The sequence below is a fragment of the Bacillus sp. CDB3 genome (assembly GCF_002081505.1).
Lineage (GTDB): Bacteria > Bacillota > Bacilli > Bacillales > Bacillaceae_G > Bacillus_A > Bacillus_A cereus_AT.
In genome coordinates, this window is record NZ_ALBR01000097.1 from 190,812 (window position 1) to 209,068 (window position 18,257).

Consider the following 18,257-nt stretch of genomic DNA (forward strand, 5'->3'; position numbering starts at 1 on the left):
CTGGAACCTAGCACAAACAAACTTGTGAATTACACTCTGGAGTATCTTAGGTAATGCTAAGCGGAGTAGCAATCGATATTATTGCTAAGAGTGGTATGAATAGCTATGCTATTTATGCAAACTGGGTGGTAACACGGTGAATAATCGTCCCTATGTCATAGACATAGGGACTTTTTGTTTTTTAAAAAATAAAGGGGATGACAAAAGATGAATATCATTGATGAATTAGAATGGCGCGGTGCTGTGAATCAACAGACAGATGAAGAAGGTTTACGTAAACTAGTAGAAGAGAAAAAGATTTCACTATACTGCGGAGTGGATCCGACTGGTGATAGTATGCATATCGGACATTTGATTCCGTTTATGATGATGAAGAGATTCCAATTAGCTGGTCATCATCCTGTTATTTTAATTGGCGGGGCAACAGGAACAATTGGTGATCCGAGTGGACGTCAATCAGAGCGTCAACTGCAAACGTTAGAAGTAGTCCAGCATAATGTGGATGCGTTAACAGCACAAATGAAAAAGCTATTTGATTTCGGCGGCAATAGCGAAGTGAAGATGGTAAATAACTATGACTGGACACATGAGATAAACATAATCGAATTTTTACGTGATTACGGCAAAAACTTTAGCATAAATAGCATGTTAGCAAAAGATATTGTAGCAAGTCGTTTAGATACTGGAATTTCTTTCACAGAGTTCACGTACCAAATCTTGCAAGCGATGGATTTCCATCATTTATACACAAAAGAAGATGTTCAACTGCAAATTGGTGGTAGTGACCAATGGGGAAATATTACGAGTGGTTTAGATTTAATTCGTAAGTTAGAAGGTCATGAAGCGAAAGTATTCGGATTAACGATTCCATTATTATTAAAATCAGATGGTACGAAGTTTGGTAAATCGGCAGGTGGTGCTGTTTGGCTTGATCCGGAAAAGACAACACCGTTTGAATTTTACCAGTTCTGGGTGAATACAGATGATCGTGATGTAATTAAATACTTAAAATACTTTACGTTCTTAATGAAAGAGCGCATTGATGAATTGGCAGTGAAGGTAGAAACAGAGCCTCATAAACGTGAAGCACAAAAAGTATTAGCGGAAGAAATGACGAAATTCGTTCACGGGGAAGAGGCATTTTCGCAAGCAGTGAAAATTACAGCAGCATTATTTAGCGGAGATATTAAATCGTTAACAGCTGATGAAATTGAGCAAGGCTTTAAAGAGATGCCGACATTTGAGTCTTCAAAAGAGACGAAAAATATCGTAGAGTGGCTAGTTGATTTAGGGATTGAACCATCTAGAAGACAAGCACGTGAAGACATTAATAATGGAGCTATATCTATGAATGGTGAAAAGGTAACGGATGTAGCTACGGATGTTACTGTAGAAAATTCATTTGATGGACGATTTATTATTATTCGTAAAGGGAAGAAGAACTACAGCTTAGTGAAATTTGGAAAATAGTTTTTGTGAAAGAGTGGAAGTAGGGAAGATATCTACTTACACTCTTTTCATATACACAATTTCGACATAAAAGAGTCAGTATATTTTGATAATTAAAGAGGGTTATATGATTCTTCTGCCGAATAAATAAATTAGAGAAAATTACGGATAAAGTTGAACCAATCGGGCGTTTACGAGCAGCCAGACTCCCACCTAACTTCTTTGCTCCAGCCGAAATTGTGAGGTGGGAGTTTTACTGCCCGCAAATAGCGGGATAAAAATAGCCCGAACCATGCAGGGCATGATTCGGGCTTATATTCAGATTAGTAAGCTAAGCTGAATAGACCTTTAATGTGTGATAAGTAACGAACGTTACTTGCTTCTTTCATTAATGATGCTGGTAGGCCTTTAAGCGGAGTATTGCTTGCTCCGATTGTAGCAACAGCATCTTTACGTCCTAGACTAGCAAGTGTTCCAGAGTTTACAGGTGCGAACTCCTCGAATGCTTTGCCTTCTAGTGCTGCGTATAAGTTGTATCCAATTAACTCACCCATTTGCCAAGCGATCTGTGCAGTTGGTGGGTATGGACGACCGTCTTCAGCAAAGACAACAGCGCTGTCTCCAGCAACGAATACGTCTTTGTGAGAAGTAGATTGTAGGTGTGCATCAACTGTTGCACGGCCACGGTTTACTTCAAGACCTGATTCACCGATTAATGGGTTACCTTGTACGCCGCCTGTCCAAACGAATGTGTTAGCAACAAGTTTTTGACCGTCTTTTAAGTCGATTTCATTGCCAGCAACATTTGTTACAGGAAGACCTGTTAAGAATGTAACACCGCGTGCTTCTAGGCTAGTAGTTGCACGTTCGATTAAGTGGTCTGGTAATACTGGAAGGATTTTTGGACCTGCTTCAACAAGAAGAAGTTTAACTTCTTTTGGATTTACGCCGTGGCTTTTTGCAAGTTTAGGCATAATGTCAGCAAGCTCACCAACTAGCTCAACGCCAGTTAATCCGCCACCACCGATTACGATTGTAGCATCAGCTTCGTTTTTCGTTTTAGCGTATTCACGAATACGGTCTTCAACGTGTTTGTAGATTTTGTTTGCATCAGCAGCAGATTTTAATACCATGCTGTTTTCTTCTAGTCCTGGAATACCAAAGTAAGCAGTTTTACTTCCTAAAGCAACTACAAGTGCATCGTAAGATAGAGTAGTGCCACCAGCTAGTTTGATTTCTTTGCTATCAACTGAGAATGACTCAACTGTTGCAATTTTAAGATCGATATCTTTACCTTTGAAAAGCTTTGTAAGTGGCATTGCAATTGCTTGCTCAGCTACGTTACCAGCTGCAAGGCGGTGTAGTTCAGTGATGATTTGGTGCGTTGGGTATTGGTTAATCACTGTAACTTGTGCTTCTGATTTGCTGTAATATTTACGTACGTTTAAAGCGGCAAGAAGACCGCCATAACCAGCGCCTAAGATGACAATTTGTTTTGACATAGTATGATATCCCCCGTCTTTACTAATTGTTGTTATAAGTTAAATTATTTATTGTTACGTTCTGCACTAATTTGAAGATATGCGTTCACAAAGCGGAACATTTTTTGTGCTTGTGGGTCTTTTAATAATTTTAACAGACCGAATAGGCCGATAACTTCGTTGCTTTCGTCAGCACGATCTTTCGCTTCGATTGCAGTTGCAGCCATGCTTTTCACTGTATCTTTTACAGGTTCTACAAGCTCTGTGATTGCACCAACAGTGTCGCTTTTTAATACTTCATCAGTAGCAACAGTTTGAGCGAAGTCATAAGACTTAGTTAAAATGTTAACAAGCTCAGTTAATTTTGGAAGCTGTTCTACTAGTGTTGTTAATGATTCTTGTACCTCAGGTTTTAACAACTGATCAAGTACATCAAGTTGTCCTTGGCTAGCAGAAATTTGTACAGTTTCTTGTTCTGGCTTTGTTTGAGTCATAGTTTCTGGCATCTCCAATTCTCCTTTACGATAGCAATACTCTTATTTTTTATAAGTAAGATAGTAAACGTTTACGAAACTTTATACAAAGTTTCACAAAACACAATAAAATGCCTTTAAATTTATGACAGCAAGTAAGCTGCAAACATAAATCTAAAACCATAACGTCTTACTTATTATTTATGAACTGTCCGATACATGGCTTGTCCGCATAATGGAAAAGCTCCGTTACCGGAAAGTGTATATAATATATATCCTATATTATATACTATATACACCTATGTTAACATAAAAATGATTCCTAATTATTTGATATTGAGCGTATAACCTAGTACTGACAAGGTATGAAAGCGTATAAAATATTTTGTTTCAGTTAGAAATGTACATATATATATAGAAAAAAAGGAAAAAATGAACAAATTCATGTTCATTTTTTCCTTTTTCCTATTATTCGCCTTCTGCAATTAACATCGATGTGTTACCGTCTTTTTCAAGATGGCATTCGCCCCAAGTGCAAAGAGAGTCAAGAATCGATTCTAAAGACCAACCGTAGTCGGTAAGAGAATATTCTACTTTTGGTGGGACTTGATTGTATACTTTTCTTTGAATAACCCCGTCGTCTTCTAATTCACGTAATTGCTGGGTTAACATTTTTTGTGTAATACCAGGCATTAAACGTTTTAGTTCACTCGTTCTTTTAGTACCTTTTTGTAAGTGGCAAAGAATCACGACTTTCCATTTTCCCCCGATAACCTCTAAAGTTGCCTCTACAGGAATATTGTATTTCTTCATATGAAACCCTCCTTTTGTGAGTAAAGTAAGCTAAATCATACAAATGTTACTTTTTAGTACCTATAGCACTTTAAAGTACGTACTTTTTATCATGTTAAATATGTTTCATAATAGCACATGTGAGAAGCAAATGAGTAGTACGGTACCGAAAAGTGACTATGTTACTTTTTAGTGCCTATCGTACTTTAAAGTGCGTTCTTCAAAAAAAGAATGAAACCATTCATAATAGCATTTGTAGAGATTAAATATATTTTTTAGAAGATAAAAGGGCCTTTTTATCGCACTATTATGATTGGATTTCTTGTAATAAGGAGGAATTCAATTGAGTTCATATACAGTACCATCTTCCGAAGTTCAGACGAATCGAAGAAGTATGTTTGCTTTATTAGCACTAGCAATTAGTGCGTTTGGAATTGGGACAACTGAGTTTATTAGTGTCGGTTTATTACCATCCATTTCAAAAGATTTAAATGTTTCGGTGACAACAGCGGGTTTAACTGTTTCCCTATATGCGTTAGGGGCAGCGGTAGGAGCTCCTGTCTTAACAGCGTTAACGGCTAGTATGTCGAGAAAGACATTATTAATGTGGATTATGGTTATTTTCATTATTGGTAATGGCATTGCGGCAGTAGCAACAAGTTTCACTATATTAATTATCGCAAGGATTGTATCTGCATTTGCACATGGTGTGTTTATGTCGATAGGATCTACAATTGCAGCAGCAATCGTACCAGAGAATAAACGTGCTAGCGCCATTGCGATTATGTTTACTGGATTAACAGTTGCGACTATTACAGGTGTGCCAATTGGAACGTTTATCGGTCAACAATTTGGCTGGAGAGCGTCATTTATGGTGATTGTTGTAATTGGAATTATTGCTTTTATCTCAAACAGCATACTGGTCCCATCTAATTTGAAAAATGGTGTACCTGTATCGTTTCGTGATCAATTTAAACTAATTAAAAATGGAAGACTGTTACTTGTTTTTATTATTACTGCACTAGGATACGGTGGAACATTCGTAACATTTACGTACTTATCACCGTTATTACAAGAAGTAACAGGATTTGAAGCAAGTACCGTTACCATCATTTTATTAGTGTATGGAATCGCCATTGCGATAGGGAATATGGTTGGCGGAAAATTATCGAATCATAATCCGATTCGAGCGCTATTTTACATGTTCTTTATCCAAGCGATTATATTATTTGTTTTAACATTTACAGCGCCATTTAAAGTAGCTGGATTAATCACAATTATTTTCATGGGACTATTCGCATTTATGAATGTTCCGGGGCTACAAGTATATGTAGTTATATTGGCAGAGCGCTTTGTTCCAAGTGCGGTTGATGTTGCTTCAGCAATTAACATTGCCGCATTTAATGCAGGGATTGCTCTAGGTTCTTATATAGGTGGCCTTGTAACGAATTCGTTAGGATTAATCCATACTGCTTGGGTAGGTGGCATTATGGTAGTAGGTGCTGTTATTTTAACAGCGTGGAGTATGACATTAGAAAAAAGAGATCAAGTAAAATAAAGTGAAACTTTAATCAGTGGGGGTGTTCTTCCACCAATGATTATTAGTTGAACCAATCGGGCGTTTACGGGCAGTTTATCTCCCACCTAACGTCTTTGCTTCAGCTGAATTTTAAAGTGGGAATTTTACTGCCCGTTAATGCGGGATAAAAGGAGAGAAAATAAAATGAAAAACTTACAAAGTAAAGCAGTATTAAATAATGGTGTAGAAATGCCTTGGTTCGGTTTAGGTGTATTTAAAGTAGAAGAAGGACCAGAACTTGTGGAAGCTGTGAAATCGGCGATTAAAGCAGGATACCGCAGTATCGATACAGCTGCTATTTACGGAAATGAAAAAGCTGTAGGTGAAGGAATTCGTGCAGGTATCGAAGCAACTGGTATTTCAAGAGAAGATTTATTCATCACTTCAAAAGTATGGAACGCAGACCAAGGATATGAAGCAACAATTGCTGCATACGAAGAAAGCTTAAAGAAATTAGAACTAGATTATTTAGATCTATATCTTGTTCACTGGCCTGTAGAAGGAAAATATAAAGATACATGGAGAGCGCTAGAAACACTTTATAAAGAAGAGCGCGTACGTGCAATTGGTGTAAGTAACTTCCAAATCCATCACTTACAAGATGTAATGAAGGATGCAGAAATTAAACCAATGATTAACCAAGTAGAATACCACCCTCGTTTAACGCAAAAAGAATTACAAGCTTTCTGTAAAGAACAAGGTATTCAAATGGAAGCATGGTCACCACTAATGCAAGGTCAATTATTAGATAACGAAACATTACAAGAAATTGCTAATAAATACGGTAAGACAACAGCTCAAGTTATTTTACGTTGGGATCTTCAAAATGAAGTTGTAACGATTCCGAAATCAACGAAAGAGCACCGAATTATTGCAAACGCTGATGTATTTAACTTTGAATTAACAAAAGAAGATATGGAAAAGATCGATGCATTAAACCAAAATCACCGCGTTGGTCCAGATCCTGATAACTTCGATTTCTAAGATTAAAGTAAAGAGGGAAGAGTGCAAACAGTTTGCACTCTTTTTTTTGTTTTGTTTATGCATAAAAAAAATTTCTAACTAAATAATAAACAGGAGTAAATTTGTTATTTTATAAGGGGTTGTAAAAATGAATATAAAGCAATCGTTTAAACTATTAGCTACTGTTTTGAGTGTTTTATTTGTATTTGCGAACTTATTATTCCCACTTCAAAAAGCATTCGCAGAAGTTATGGATCATACGAAGTATGAAATGGATTGGAGTTATAGTAGGTCGAAGAAGAAACCAATTCGAACTGAGCTTATTAAAACAGCGGATGGCAAAATTGCCTTTTGCTTAAATGTAGATTTGAAATCTCCAAGCGGTCAAGACTTACCGGAAATGGGGAAAGTGGATATTAACGTGTACCGTGTACTATTAAATGGATATCCACAAAAAAGCCCACAAGAATTGGGAGTAACTGATTGGAGAGATGCACATTACGCAACGCAGCTTGCGGTTTGGAATGCGTTAAAACAAATTGATATTAACGATTTAGATTTCCGTAATAAAAATGTAGAGAAGGTAACGAAAGATATAGTTGCAAAAGCAAGCGCTAGTGAGGAAATGCAAGAAATTACGATGAGTGTAACACCTACAGAAGAACAAGAAGCAGTATTAAAAGATGAGTTTTTTGAAACTGGTTTATATACAGTGCAAACAAACGCGAAAAGTGGAACATATAAAGTGCAGGCAACAGGTGCACCACAGGGCGTGAAGTTTGTAAATGAAAAAGGCGAAGCAAAAACTGAATTTAATGTAGGAGAAAAATTCCGCATTTTAATTCCGAAACAAACGCCATCGGGTGGATTTAGCTTTAAAGTATCAGGAAATTTAACGAAGTTACAAGGAATTGCACATAAAGGAACACCAACGATTCAAAATGCGGTTGTATTACTTGAGCGTAGTGAAGAAAAAACGAGTCCAGAGTTAGCGGTAAGTTGGAAAAAATCAGAAGGACCACAGACACCAAATAAACCGTATACTCCAAACGAACCACATAAGCCGAATCAATATAAAAGATAAGAAAAAGCATTGGTATTTTGAACTGTACCCCGAATCATGGATACTAAAACAAGCCCCATGATTCGGGGAGTTGTATTTTCTTATAATAAAACCAGCGATAGAAATGAGTGGAATTATTTTTAATAAAATCGAAATGAACTAACTAGAGAAAAGTAAAAAATATATTAAAAGAGTCCGAATGTTTGATTAGTGGTTCTGATGTAAAAACTACTAAATACGTGAATAACATTGTGGAACAAAATCATCTTTTTATTAAGAAATACGTAAGCTCTATGCTGAGGGACAAATATCATTCCAAACAGCAACCGCTATATTGAGAGGTGTGGAAGTCATGCATAGGAATCAATCGGCCCAAAATCTGAAAACATTCATTCGCCAAGTGTTTGGACTTATAACATAAAATACGATTCTGTTCGGAATCTACTATCATCTGTATTCCTATTCAGATATTTGCATTTTAATAGGATATTTAAAATTGATAGGGATTTTGAGGATAAAATATACTCCTACGCATATCACACATTATATGGACAAAGGATACTAAGGAAAATAGAAAAATAGAATAGATTAAGTCTATAGAACAGCGTAAAGGCAGTTAAGTTATAAGGAGTAAAAACCTTAATTTAACTGTTTTTTTTGTTAACTGTAAGTAATTTAAATTTCTAAATATTGATAGAACCTTGATTTTTAATTGATAAAATCTGTGTATGAAATAGAGAGGGAGTTGTTAGAAATGAAAAATCAAAGCATTTTACAAATTAATCAACTAACCAAAAAATATAAAAGGGATACTGTTTTAAATGAATTAACGATAAATGTACGTAGGAATACCATTTATGGTTTATTAGGACCTAATGGAGCAGGGAAATCTACTACACTAAAAATAATTTCAGGTCTAATTAATCCAACATCTGGGGAAGTAATTTTTGATGGGCATACATGGAGTAGGGATGATTTAGCTCATATAGGATCTTTAATAGAAAATGCCCCTCTATATGGAAATTTAACGGCAAAAGAAAATTTAGAGGTCTTAACAATTATTCTAGGCCTACCAAAAGAACGAATCCAAGAAGTTCTTGAGATTGTTGGTCTTACAAATACAGGAGATAAAAAAGTAAAGAATTTTTCTATGGGGATGAAGCAACGACTTGGTATTGCTTTAGCAATATTAAATAATCCTAAGTTATTAATATTAGACGAGCCTACAAATGGATTAGATCCTATTGGTATTCAGGAATTAAGACAACTTATCAGTTCTTTTCCTAAACAAGGTATTACAGTTCTATTATCTAGTCACATGTTATCTGAAGTAAAACATTTAGCTGATGATATAGGTATTATAAGTAATGGAATTTTAGGATATGAAGGAAAATGCGACTCGCATGAAGATTTAGAAATACTATTTACAGATATTGTGAGGAAAAATAGAAATCAATAGGGGGATTTTAAATGAATGTATATGTCAAATCGGAAATAATAAAAACAAAACGAACAAATGTAAGGAAAATGGTGTTAGTTATTCCTTTATTATGTTCCTTTATTGCAATTGCTTTTGGTTTCCTAGGAGGCCCTGATATTTTAAGGTTTAGCGTAGAAACAATTATTAATCATTGGGGAATATTATGGCTTTCAGTGTTCATCGCACTTACTGCAGGGCTTCTGGATAATCTAGAGAAAAAATCGACGAGATTTAAAACGATAATTGGCTCACCAATAGATTTGAAAAAAAAAGAAATGAGTAGAGTTTTATTTTTATCATGGTTAGCGTTCCTAGCTTCTGTTTGTTTAATAGTTATAATAAGCATTGCTAGTTTACTTATACAGACAAGTCCGTATTTAGTTTCATTGCTTTCTTGTACTTTGGCAGTATTATTGACATTAATAACTTCACTATGGCAAATTCCGTTTTGTTTATGGCTTTCACGCAAAACCAACCTTTTCTTAACCTTGCTTATTAATTGTATGCTTAATCTAAATTTAGGAACACTGTATGCACCAACTGAACATTGGTGGTTAGTTCCCTGGGCATGGCCTTTGAGGTTAGAGATGCCTTTAACTCATCTTCATTCAAATGGTATTCCTCTACCAGAAAACAGTGGATTATTGAGTAATTCTGTGATACCAATTGCTATCGTGTTAAGTCTTTTATTCTTTTGTTTCATTACATTTTTAACATCAAAATCTTTTGAGAAACAAGAGGTGAAATAAAATGTCCCAATATTTCAGATGTTTGTTGGCAGAATTTAAGAAAAGAAATCGGAGCTTATTTTTGTTGCTGCATCTAGTTATTCCTTTAACTTTATCAGGAATTTGGATGACGTATATATCAGCAAGAAAGGATCTAGTAAATCCGCAGTTTATTTATGTAACCTTCTTTGAATTACTTGGCATAGGAACACCACTTATCATATCAATTATTTGCGGAGTTGTTTCGGATTCTGAAGATGAAGCAGGGAACTTTCAAAATATGTTTGGATTAACCAAAAATAAAACTATCACTTTTATCAGTCAAATAAGTATGATGATCCTTTCTTATTTCTTTGCTATACTTTTAGCGATTTCGACCTATACGTTAGCTTTGAAGTATTTAGTTGGAGTGGATGAAATTAATTTTTCTCTCTACTTTTTGAATGGTCTTATATTCACTCTTTGTAGTATTTTCCTATATTTTTTCTATCAAGTTATTGGTTATAAATATGGGATAGGGATGTGTAGTATAGGTGGTTTTGCAGGATTAATTATAGCAGCGCTGTCTGTAACTTCAATAGGAGATAAAGTATGGATGTTTTTACCTTGGGCGTGGCCAAACCGTTTCAGCCTATATCTATTTGGTCATTCAGAAATTAGCCAATCAACAATAACAGATAACTATATAAATTCTACAAGTATATTAAAGGGATGTGTATCCTCAGTGATTTTTACCATTATAATAATAAGTATTTTTTGGTTTAAAAATTGGTATGGAAGAAAAGCTAATGATTAAAACGATGACAAATTAAATTTTAATATTGAGAAGGTGCTAGAGTATGGCTAAGATCTTAACTATTGATGATGATGTTGCGATCTTAAGGTTAATAAAAAAGCGTTAGAATTAAAGAAACACGAAGTTACAGCTCTTGAAAGTTTAAATGATATTACCTTAGAGGAAATAAATAAATTTAATCTTATCCTACTAGATGTAATGATGCCGGGAGAAGATGGCTTTCAAATATGTAAAAAATTAAGACCGTTGATTGACATACCAATCATATTTATGACAGCAAAAAGTGATGAAAGTTCAATTATCAAGGGGTTAGCTATTGGAGGGGATGATTACATCCTAAAACCCTTTAGTATCCATGAAGTTAATGCTCGTATTGAGGCACATTTACGTAGGGAAAGGCGACCAAGGAGAGATAGTAATAGTACATTTATTGATGGTGATATTTTAATCGATTTAGAAGCGAAAAAAATCATGGTTCAAGGGGAAGAAGTGAATTTTACAAAGACACAGTATAGTATATGTGAACTGTTGGCTTTCAACAAAGGCAAGACATTCTCAAAAGAATATATTTATGAATCAATTTATTCAATAGAAAGTGAATCTCAAATTTCAACTATTATTGAACATATTAGAGTAATTAGAAAAAAATTTGCTCAATTTAATGTATCTCCTATAAGTACAGTTTGGGGAGTAGGCTATATATGGGGATGAAAAAAACGTTATCCGTTTATTTTTTTAAATGGATTGTGAAAATAGTTTTTGTGGGTTTAATTATTATATTATTAAACGTAAATATTGTAACAATAGGGATTAATAATAATTTTTTTCTGCCTGCAAATGCGCCGATAAAACAATCAGAAAAAATCAAGAGCATAATTGAGAATTCAGAAAATATTAATCCTGATATTATCCCGCCGGAATTAGATTATGCAATTTTTAGTAAAAATACAAACGAAATTGTTAAAAGTAATTTGAGTCCTAGTAATATGGAAGAAGTAAAAAAAGTTTTTCGTTATACAGATAATGGGAAATCGAGCTCTTATTTAAGATATGATAGTAAAAATGAAATAATCCTGATACATTATACGTTAAAAGTTCAATTTACAAATTTAAAATTAAGAAAGTCAATTCCTAATCCAGGAGTGATATTATCAGTTTTGGCTATTATTTTATATTGTGTTTATTTTATTATCAATATTAGAAAGTTTAGCAGAGTGATTATCCAAGAAAATCAAAAACTTATAAGCGTAACTGAAAAAATAAAAGAAAGAGATCTTAATTTTGAATTTCCAGAAGTTAAATTTACTGAGTATAAGGATGTTATGGGAGCGATGCAGAGTTTATCTGAAGCTTTAGTAAAATCAGTACAAAGTGAAATCGAAAGTAAAAGGTCAAAGGCAGAGCAAATTAGTTATTTGATACATGATATAAAGATTCCGCTAACTATTGTAAAAGGTAATATTGAACTTTTAGAAATATCAATGAATGATGATTTAGAAGAAAATTTTTGTGATATTATGAGTGCTATAAAACAAATAGAATTATACATTCAGGAAGTAATAGATATAAATCTCAACAAGAAAGAAATACTATTAAGTAAAGAGGAAGTTTCTGTTATTGAATTTACAAGTTTAATTGAAGATGAAGTGAAATATTTCGTGAATAATAACATAAGCGTAGAAAATAAAACCGTGAAAGGGACAAGTCTTTTTTTAGATGTTCATTTAGTTATTAGAGCAATAAATAATATACTCATAAATGGGGTTGAAAGAACTCCCAAAAATGAGACAGTAAAATTTATAATTAAGCAAGAAAAAGAAACAATTCAATTTATCATAATTGATGGCGGACCAGGATTTTCAGAAGGAGCATTACAAAAGGGAACTGAATTATTTTATACAGAAAATTACGGACGTACTAATAATAGTCATTATGGGCTAGGGTTAACATTTACAGAAAAAGTTATAAAGCAGCATAATGGAAAGATTAAGCTTAGTAATAATAAAAATCATTCTGGAGAAGTGTTAATAGAATTACCTGTATTAAATAAAGCCTAACCTTTTTTAGAGGATATGGTACGCAGACTACTTTAGACATAGGATATATTGATCGTATTATTCTACAAAAGGTATGTAATCAGTATGAAACGTATATTTGATTAAGGAGAGCCTGTCACGAAAGAAAACTGTCTTTTGGAGACGGGTTTTTTACTTTAAAATAACATCAAATGATAAAAGTTGGACATTATAATATTAGGAGTAATCTTATAGAAATGTAATATTAACCTAAACGAAAAAATATGCATAATTCATTTATAAAGTTAAAGATTAAGTGAGGGATAATTAATTATTTTAAAATATTATATAAATGACAAAATCTTAACGTTGCGATTAATAGATTAAATTCACAAGATTGTAACATTCTTCTGATTGAAAAGGCTATCAAACAAAGTGTAAAGCGTGTACAATTCAGTTGGAAAAACTACCTATAGATGGTCATACATGAAGAAAATGTAAGATTCTATTGCTATTTTTATTTTGAGATGTATAGATGACAATACTGAAAGGTATCTTTTATTATTCTCTTTTTATGTACGAAGAGAACTCATCACAAGTAGAGAGAAGTGAGGAGGCAGAATACATAAAAATTTTACAATGTAAGAAAGCGAATACATGGGGAGAAATGCGGTAGTAATTGATATAGGTGAGCGAGGTGTTAGTCTATTCTTTAAATTTTTTTATAAAAATAATAGGATTTTACATTAAATGAATGTATAGGATGGTTTGTCTAAAAACAGGACAGGGGACACAGATTATGTCAAAGAAAAAGAGTAGGGTATTAGTAGCTGGTATATGCATATCTACACTATTATCGCCAGTAGCTTTCGGAGCATCGAAAGGATATGCGGCACCTTTGGAAGAGGTTAAAGGTGGGAAATTAGAAGAGGTTCAAGAGAATAAGTTTGAGCAGAGAGTATTTCAGTTGCCGGGGAAAGGTAGCGTAGATGCAGAACATGAGCGCTTAAGAGGAACTTGGAAATTTTCTGCCAATGAGCCGACTGGAATTTATGCGGCGCCAAATGAAGAGATTACAATTGATATAAAAGGAACGCAGTCTATTCAAGCTTTCATAGGAACGAGATCTTATGATGAAAAGGATCCAGAAGAGTTTGATTTAAAACCAGGGAAAAACGTTATTTCATCTCCAAGAGGCGGTATTTTATATTTTTATAATATGAATAATGAAGGGGAAGTAACAGCTTCAGTTACGAATGGTGGTAACCACTTTCCTTTGTTTATTTTAGGTAAGCATACGAAAAAAGATTGGGATGAAATGTTAAAAAAATATAAGGATCCTTATGCAGTTGAATTAAAAGGTGAGAGAAGCTTAATTACTACTACTTACAATTCTGTGCAGAAATATATGAAGAATACGGATCCAACAGATTTAATGAAATTGCATGATAAGATTATTCGTTTGGAAAATGCAGTGGCAGGATTATATGAGGACGGTGCTGGGGGGGCAAAATCTCCAACTCATTATGTTCAGTTTGTTGAAAAACGGAAGCCTGCTGAAGGGAACTTTATGTTTGCGACACATTATCATACAGGGTATATTCCAACTGCAATGAATAGAGTTTTAGATTTAGAAGTACTTGAGAAGGATGGCTGGGGACCGTGGCATGAAGTTGGTCATTTACATCAGCAAGAACCATGGAAATGGTCTAAGGTAAGGGAAGTAACGGTCAATATTTATTCTTTAGTGGTGCAAAAGGCATTAGGGAATGAATTAGAAATGGATGAGCACTATAAAAAGTCATTTGAGTATTTAGAGAGACCTATAGAAGAAAGAATAATTGATGAATTTGATCCTCTTACAATGTTTTGGCAATTGCATGTAGTTTACGGAGAACATTTTTATCCGAGATTGCATCAAGCTTATCGTATGTTACCTAAGGAGGAAGTGCCTACTTCTGATGAAGAGAAAAAGCAAATGTTTGTTTATATGACATCAAAAGTGGCAGGACAAAATTTAATTCCTTTCTTTGAAGAATGGGGATTGACTCCGAATGATGAGACTAGAGCAAAAATAGAAAAATTAAATTTACCTAAATTAGAAAAAGAAATATGGAAAGCTACAGATAGTAATGATATTCGTGAAAAGCAAGTTGCGCCGTATGAAATTCCATATGGTGAAGCATCTAATGTGGTGCAAGATCTTGTGGTAGGTACGGATTTTGATGAGAATTTAGCAAGTAAACTTGTTCAAAATTTAGGTGAGAATGTAAAAGTAACAGGTAAGATTATATGGCCTAAATTAGAAAATGGAAAACAGGAAGTATTAGTAGAGATTGAGGATAATAAAGGGATTAAGAATGTAATAACTGTTCCAGTCAATGCTCGTTATGGGGATGCTATGGTAGTTAAAGGTTTTGGTAATGAATTGAATTCTGTTATAACGCTTCTTCATAATGAAAAGAAAATTGATGTTGATTTCAGTGTTAATGCGTTCCATCATCGATTTAAAAATGAAAAATATGTAGAGATTACAGTATACGATAAAGAAGGTAATGAAAAGAAAAATATTTCTGTAGAGGGACAAGAAAGTTCAAAAAAAATTGCTACGCAATTGAAAGAGAGTGAATTCCAATATGGAGATATCGTGAAAGTATTTCATGCGGAACCGGATCGTTTTAGTTGGTATCAAAATGACAAGCTGGTAAATCCTGCAGAGAATAGAAATAAAAAAGAAAAGTTTTTCAAAATCACTCCACAAGGGTTTGAATTAAAAAATAGTTTGCACGAAGTAATAGCATTGCCACAAACAGTAGTAGTCGGAGCAGATGCTGAAAAATTAGATGCAAAAAACTTTGTCCAAGTAAAAGATGGAGAAGTGGTTGGATTTGTGGAGAAGCCAACTACAACGAAAATCGGAAAACAAACAGTAAAAGTAGAAACGAAAGATCGTTTTGGAAATAAGCAAGTAACAGAAGTACCATTAGAAGTGATTTATGGAGATAGTTTAGTATTTAAAGGACTTAATCACGGTACGGATATTAAATCGATTGTAACAATGCAACACGATCAGAAAAAGTTTAGTGCGACAGCTGATTCGAATCAAGCGCATTATTATTTTAAAGAAGAGACATATTTTGAATTTACATTATTAGATCAAGAGGGAAATGAGAAAAAGAAAGCAACTGTAAAAGGTGTTGAAAATGCGGAAGAATTCGCAAAATCGATTAATGGTTTAGAGTTCGAGTATGGTGACGTTGTTAAAGTATATCATGCAGAATCAAATCGCTTTAATTGGTACCAAAACAATAACTTTATTGATCAAGGTAAGGCGAAGGTAGAAAAAGAATTACTTTTCAAGGTAACAGAACAGGGATTTGAAAGAATGGAATCCTTACAAGAAGTAAAAGCGGTACCGCAAAAAGTAGTAATCGGAACAAACAGTGAGACATTAGATGCGAAAAAATTTGTTGAAGTAAAAGATGGAGAAGTAATTGGTTTTGTAGAAAAACCAGATACATCAAAAATCGGCGAACAAAAAGTAAAAGTAGAAACGAAAGACCGTTTTGGAAATAAAAAAGTGACGGAAGTTTCGTTAGCGGTAACGTATGGAGATAGTTTACTTGTATATGGATTGAACTATAACGATGGGAACCTGAAGTCGATCGTAACGCTACATCATGATACGAAAAAATTTAGTGCAACAGATACAAAGAATTTAATTCACGATTACTTTAAAGACGAGAAATATTTTGAATTCACACTGTACGATCAAGAAGGAAGAGAGAAGAAAAATGTAGCGGTAAAAGGCATGGAGAATACGAAAGCTTTTGCTAAGGAAGTAAATGGACTAGCATTTGAGTATGGAGATGTGGTGAAAGTATATCATGCAGAATCTTCTCGCTTACATTGGTATCAAAAAGATGTATATGTGGGAGAAGGGAAAAATAAAGAAATACAGGAACTAGTCTTCAAAATTACTGAAAACGGATTTGAAAGGTTAGAAGGGGAACAAACAATAAAAGTGAATCCGCAAAAAGTAGTAATCGGAACAAATAATGAAACATTAGATGCGAAGAAGTTTGTTGAAGTGAAAGATGGAGAAGTAATCGGTTTTGTAGAAAAACCAGATACATCAAAAATCGGTAAGCAAACAGTAAAAGTAGAAACGAAAGATCGTTTTGGGAATAAGAAAGTGACAGAAGTTCCGGTAGAAGTAACATATGGAGACAGTTTAGTATTTAAAGGGCTTAATCATGGTACGGATATTAAATCGATTGTAACAATACAACACAATCAGAAAAAGTTTAGTGCGACAGCTGATTTGAATCAAGTACATTATTATTTTAAAGAAGAGATGTATTTTGAGTTTACACTACTAGATCGAAATGGGATTGAGAAAAAGAAAGTTGCTGTAAAAGGTGTTGAAGATGCAGGAGAATTTGCAAAAGTGATTAATGGGTTAGGATTCGAGTACGGTGACGTTGTTAAGGTGTATCACGCAGAATCAGATCGCTTTAATTGGTATCAAAAGGATAACTTTATCGGTCAGGGTAAAGCGAAAATAGAGACAAATTTATTCTTCAACATAACAGAAAAAGGCTTTGAAAGAACAGAAGGTATGAAAGAAGTAAAAGCTTAAAAGTAATAAAAAGCTCGTAAAACATAACGTTTTACGAGCTTTTTTTATTATTCAGCTTCAGAAACAACTGTGAAGCGTTCGTTTACGTGTTTTGGATTTTCGATTTCATCAAGTGCTGCTACTGCGAAGTCTTCGTAACTTACGTAGCTATCACCTTTTGAGTTAACAAGAAGGTTGTCTTTGCCAGCTTTATAAGAGCCAGTGCGTTTTCCTAATGCGAATAGTGCAGAAGGGCTGATGAATGTCCAAGTGATATCGTTTGTTTGCTTTAGAATTTCTAAGTTTTTACCTTGATTTTGAGCTGTTGCAAGGTATTCGTTAGGGAAACCTGGTGTATCAAATACACGTGTTGTTTTCTCTTCGTCTACAAATAAGCTACCAGCTCCGCCAACTACAAGTAATTTTGTATTAGGTGCACCTTTCACAGCTTCAATAAGTACGTTTCCTGCATCTACGTGAAGATGTTCTTGACCTGCTGGAGCACCAAATGCATTTACAATTACATCAAATACTTGTAGGTCGTTAGATGTAAGAGCGAATACATCTTTCTCTAAAACTTTTACATTTTCTTCTGTAATTTTTGCAGCGTTTCTTACGATTGCAGTTACTTCATGTCCACGATCTAATGCTTCTTTTAAAATACGACTTCCAGCTTTACCAGTTGCTCCGATAATTCCGATTTTCATAATAAATCCCTCCAAAGTGTTTGTTAAAGTGTATATCTGAAATGAATGAATGTAATGTAATTGGGTTTGTTACAACCTGATGTAACCATTATAGTTACAGTTATATATTT

General features: G+C 34.1%; 14 protein-coding genes and 1 other annotated feature (1 of these 15 only partly in view). Of the genes, 10 read left to right on the top strand and 4 right to left on the bottom strand.

Going from position 1 to position 18,257, the window contains the following annotated elements; all coding sequences use genetic code 11:
• Positions 1 to 155 (top strand) — a binding site (T-box leader); it begins 62 nt to the left of the window's first position.
• Positions 156 to 207: 52 nt separating this feature from the next.
• Positions 208 to 1,470, top strand: a complete 1,263-nt coding sequence (tyrS, locus tag CDB3_RS25130) for a tyrosine--tRNA ligase (RefSeq protein ID WP_128856348.1) — start codon at positions 208 to 210, stop codon at positions 1,468 to 1,470.
• Positions 1,471 to 1,772: 302 nt separating this feature from the next.
• Here the strand turns inward: tyrS and CDB3_RS25135 are convergent, their stop codons facing one another.
• The 3 genes from CDB3_RS25135 to CDB3_RS25145 form a co-directional block, all read right to left on the bottom strand.
• Complete coding sequence (locus tag CDB3_RS25135; protein WP_000043193.1) at positions 1,773 to 2,951, bottom strand: NAD(P)/FAD-dependent oxidoreductase; 1,179 nt, start codon at positions 2,949 to 2,951, stop codon at positions 1,773 to 1,775.
• A gap of 44 nt (positions 2,952 to 2,995) precedes the next feature.
• On the bottom strand, positions 2,996 to 3,436 hold the full coding sequence (locus tag CDB3_RS25140; protein ID WP_001115309.1) for a DUF1641 domain-containing protein: 441 nt from the start codon (positions 3,434 to 3,436) through the stop codon (positions 2,996 to 2,998).
• Between the two features lie 435 nt (positions 3,437 to 3,871).
• Positions 3,872 to 4,216, bottom strand: a complete 345-nt coding sequence (locus tag CDB3_RS25145; RefSeq protein WP_128856349.1) for a winged helix-turn-helix transcriptional regulator — start codon at positions 4,214 to 4,216, stop codon at positions 3,872 to 3,874.
• 373 nt (positions 4,217 to 4,589) lie between these two features.
• Here CDB3_RS25145 and CDB3_RS25150 point away from each other — a divergent pair, with 373 nt between their 5' ends.
• The 9 genes from CDB3_RS25150 to CDB3_RS25190 all read left to right on the top strand — a co-directional run bounded on the left by CDB3_RS25150 (position 4,590) and on the right by CDB3_RS25190 (position 17,461).
• Entirely contained in the window at positions 4,590 to 5,753 is a 1,164-nt protein-coding gene (locus CDB3_RS25150) for an MFS transporter (RefSeq protein ID WP_179139759.1), read from the top strand.
• 165 nt (positions 5,754 to 5,918) lie between these two features.
• Entirely contained in the window at positions 5,919 to 6,758 is an 840-nt protein-coding gene (locus CDB3_RS25155) for an aldo/keto reductase (protein ID WP_128856351.1), read from the top strand.
• Between the two features lie 127 nt (positions 6,759 to 6,885).
• Positions 6,886 to 7,821: a thioester domain-containing protein gene (locus CDB3_RS25160; protein WP_128856352.1), complete on the top strand. Its 936-nt coding sequence runs from the start codon at positions 6,886 to 6,888 to the stop codon at positions 7,819 to 7,821.
• Between the two features lie 733 nt (positions 7,822 to 8,554).
• Positions 8,555 to 9,259: a lantibiotic protection ABC transporter ATP-binding protein gene (locus CDB3_RS25165; RefSeq protein WP_128856353.1), complete on the top strand. Its 705-nt coding sequence runs from the start codon at positions 8,555 to 8,557 to the stop codon at positions 9,257 to 9,259.
• 11 nt (positions 9,260 to 9,270) lie between these two features.
• Positions 9,271 to 10,029 carry a lantibiotic immunity ABC transporter MutE/EpiE family permease subunit gene (locus CDB3_RS25170; protein WP_128856354.1) on the top strand — a complete coding sequence of 253 codons (759 nt, stop codon included), beginning with the start codon at positions 9,271 to 9,273 and terminating at the stop codon, positions 10,027 to 10,029.
• A gap of 1 nt (position 10,030) precedes the next feature.
• Positions 10,031 to 10,804: a lantibiotic immunity ABC transporter MutG family permease subunit gene (locus tag CDB3_RS25175; protein WP_128856355.1), complete on the top strand. Its 774-nt coding sequence runs from the start codon at positions 10,031 to 10,033 to the stop codon at positions 10,802 to 10,804.
• Positions 10,805 to 10,954: 150 nt separating this feature from the next.
• The gene (locus tag CDB3_RS25180) at positions 10,955 to 11,515 is read left to right on the top strand and encodes a response regulator transcription factor (RefSeq protein ID WP_256869945.1); all 561 of its coding nucleotides are present in this window, start codon (positions 10,955 to 10,957) and stop codon (positions 11,513 to 11,515) included.
• Positions 11,506 to 12,861, top strand: coding sequence for a sensor histidine kinase (locus CDB3_RS25185; protein WP_128856356.1), 1,356 nt, complete (start codon positions 11,506 to 11,508; stop codon positions 12,859 to 12,861). Before CDB3_RS25180 ends, CDB3_RS25185 begins: the two co-directional genes overlap by 10 nt.
• Before the next feature lie 757 nt (positions 12,862 to 13,618).
• Entirely contained in the window at positions 13,619 to 17,461 is a 3,843-nt protein-coding gene (locus CDB3_RS25190) for a putative mucin/carbohydrate-binding domain-containing protein (protein WP_128856357.1), read from the top strand.
• 47 nt (positions 17,462 to 17,508) lie between these two features.
• Here CDB3_RS25190 and CDB3_RS25195 read toward each other — a convergent pair whose 3' ends face one another.
• Positions 17,509 to 18,147 carry an NAD(P)-dependent oxidoreductase gene (locus tag CDB3_RS25195; RefSeq protein ID WP_128856358.1) on the bottom strand — a complete coding sequence of 213 codons (639 nt, stop codon included), beginning with the start codon at positions 18,145 to 18,147 and terminating at the stop codon, positions 17,509 to 17,511.
• Positions 18,148 to 18,257: the final 110 nt, after the last annotated feature.

Coding starts and splice junctions, on each gene's coding strand:
- tyrS (WP_128856348.1), top strand. CDS start 208: ATGAATATCATTGATGAATTAGAATGGCGCGGTGCTGTGAATCAACAG.
- CDB3_RS25135 (WP_000043193.1), bottom strand. CDS start 2,951: ATGTCAAAACAAATTGTCATCTTAGGCGCTGGTTATGGCGGTCTTCTT.
- CDB3_RS25140 (WP_001115309.1), bottom strand. CDS start 3,436: ATGCCAGAAACTATGACTCAAACAAAGCCAGAACAAGAAACTGTACAA.
- CDB3_RS25145 (WP_128856349.1), bottom strand. CDS start 4,216: ATGAAGAAATACAATATTCCTGTAGAGGCAACTTTAGAGGTTATCGGG.
- CDB3_RS25150 (WP_179139759.1), top strand. CDS start 4,590: ATGTTTGCTTTATTAGCACTAGCAATTAGTGCGTTTGGAATTGGGACA.
- CDB3_RS25155 (WP_128856351.1), top strand. CDS start 5,919: ATGAAAAACTTACAAAGTAAAGCAGTATTAAATAATGGTGTAGAAATG.
- CDB3_RS25160 (WP_128856352.1), top strand. CDS start 6,886: ATGAATATAAAGCAATCGTTTAAACTATTAGCTACTGTTTTGAGTGTT.
- CDB3_RS25165 (WP_128856353.1), top strand. CDS start 8,555: ATGAAAAATCAAAGCATTTTACAAATTAATCAACTAACCAAAAAATAT.
- CDB3_RS25170 (WP_128856354.1), top strand. CDS start 9,271: ATGAATGTATATGTCAAATCGGAAATAATAAAAACAAAACGAACAAAT.
- CDB3_RS25175 (WP_128856355.1), top strand. CDS start 10,031: ATGTCCCAATATTTCAGATGTTTGTTGGCAGAATTTAAGAAAAGAAAT.
- CDB3_RS25185 (WP_128856356.1), top strand. CDS start 11,506: ATGGGGATGAAAAAAACGTTATCCGTTTATTTTTTTAAATGGATTGTG.
- CDB3_RS25190 (WP_128856357.1), top strand. CDS start 13,619: ATGTCAAAGAAAAAGAGTAGGGTATTAGTAGCTGGTATATGCATATCT.
- CDB3_RS25195 (WP_128856358.1), bottom strand. CDS start 18,147: ATGAAAATCGGAATTATCGGAGCAACTGGTAAAGCTGGAAGTCGTATT.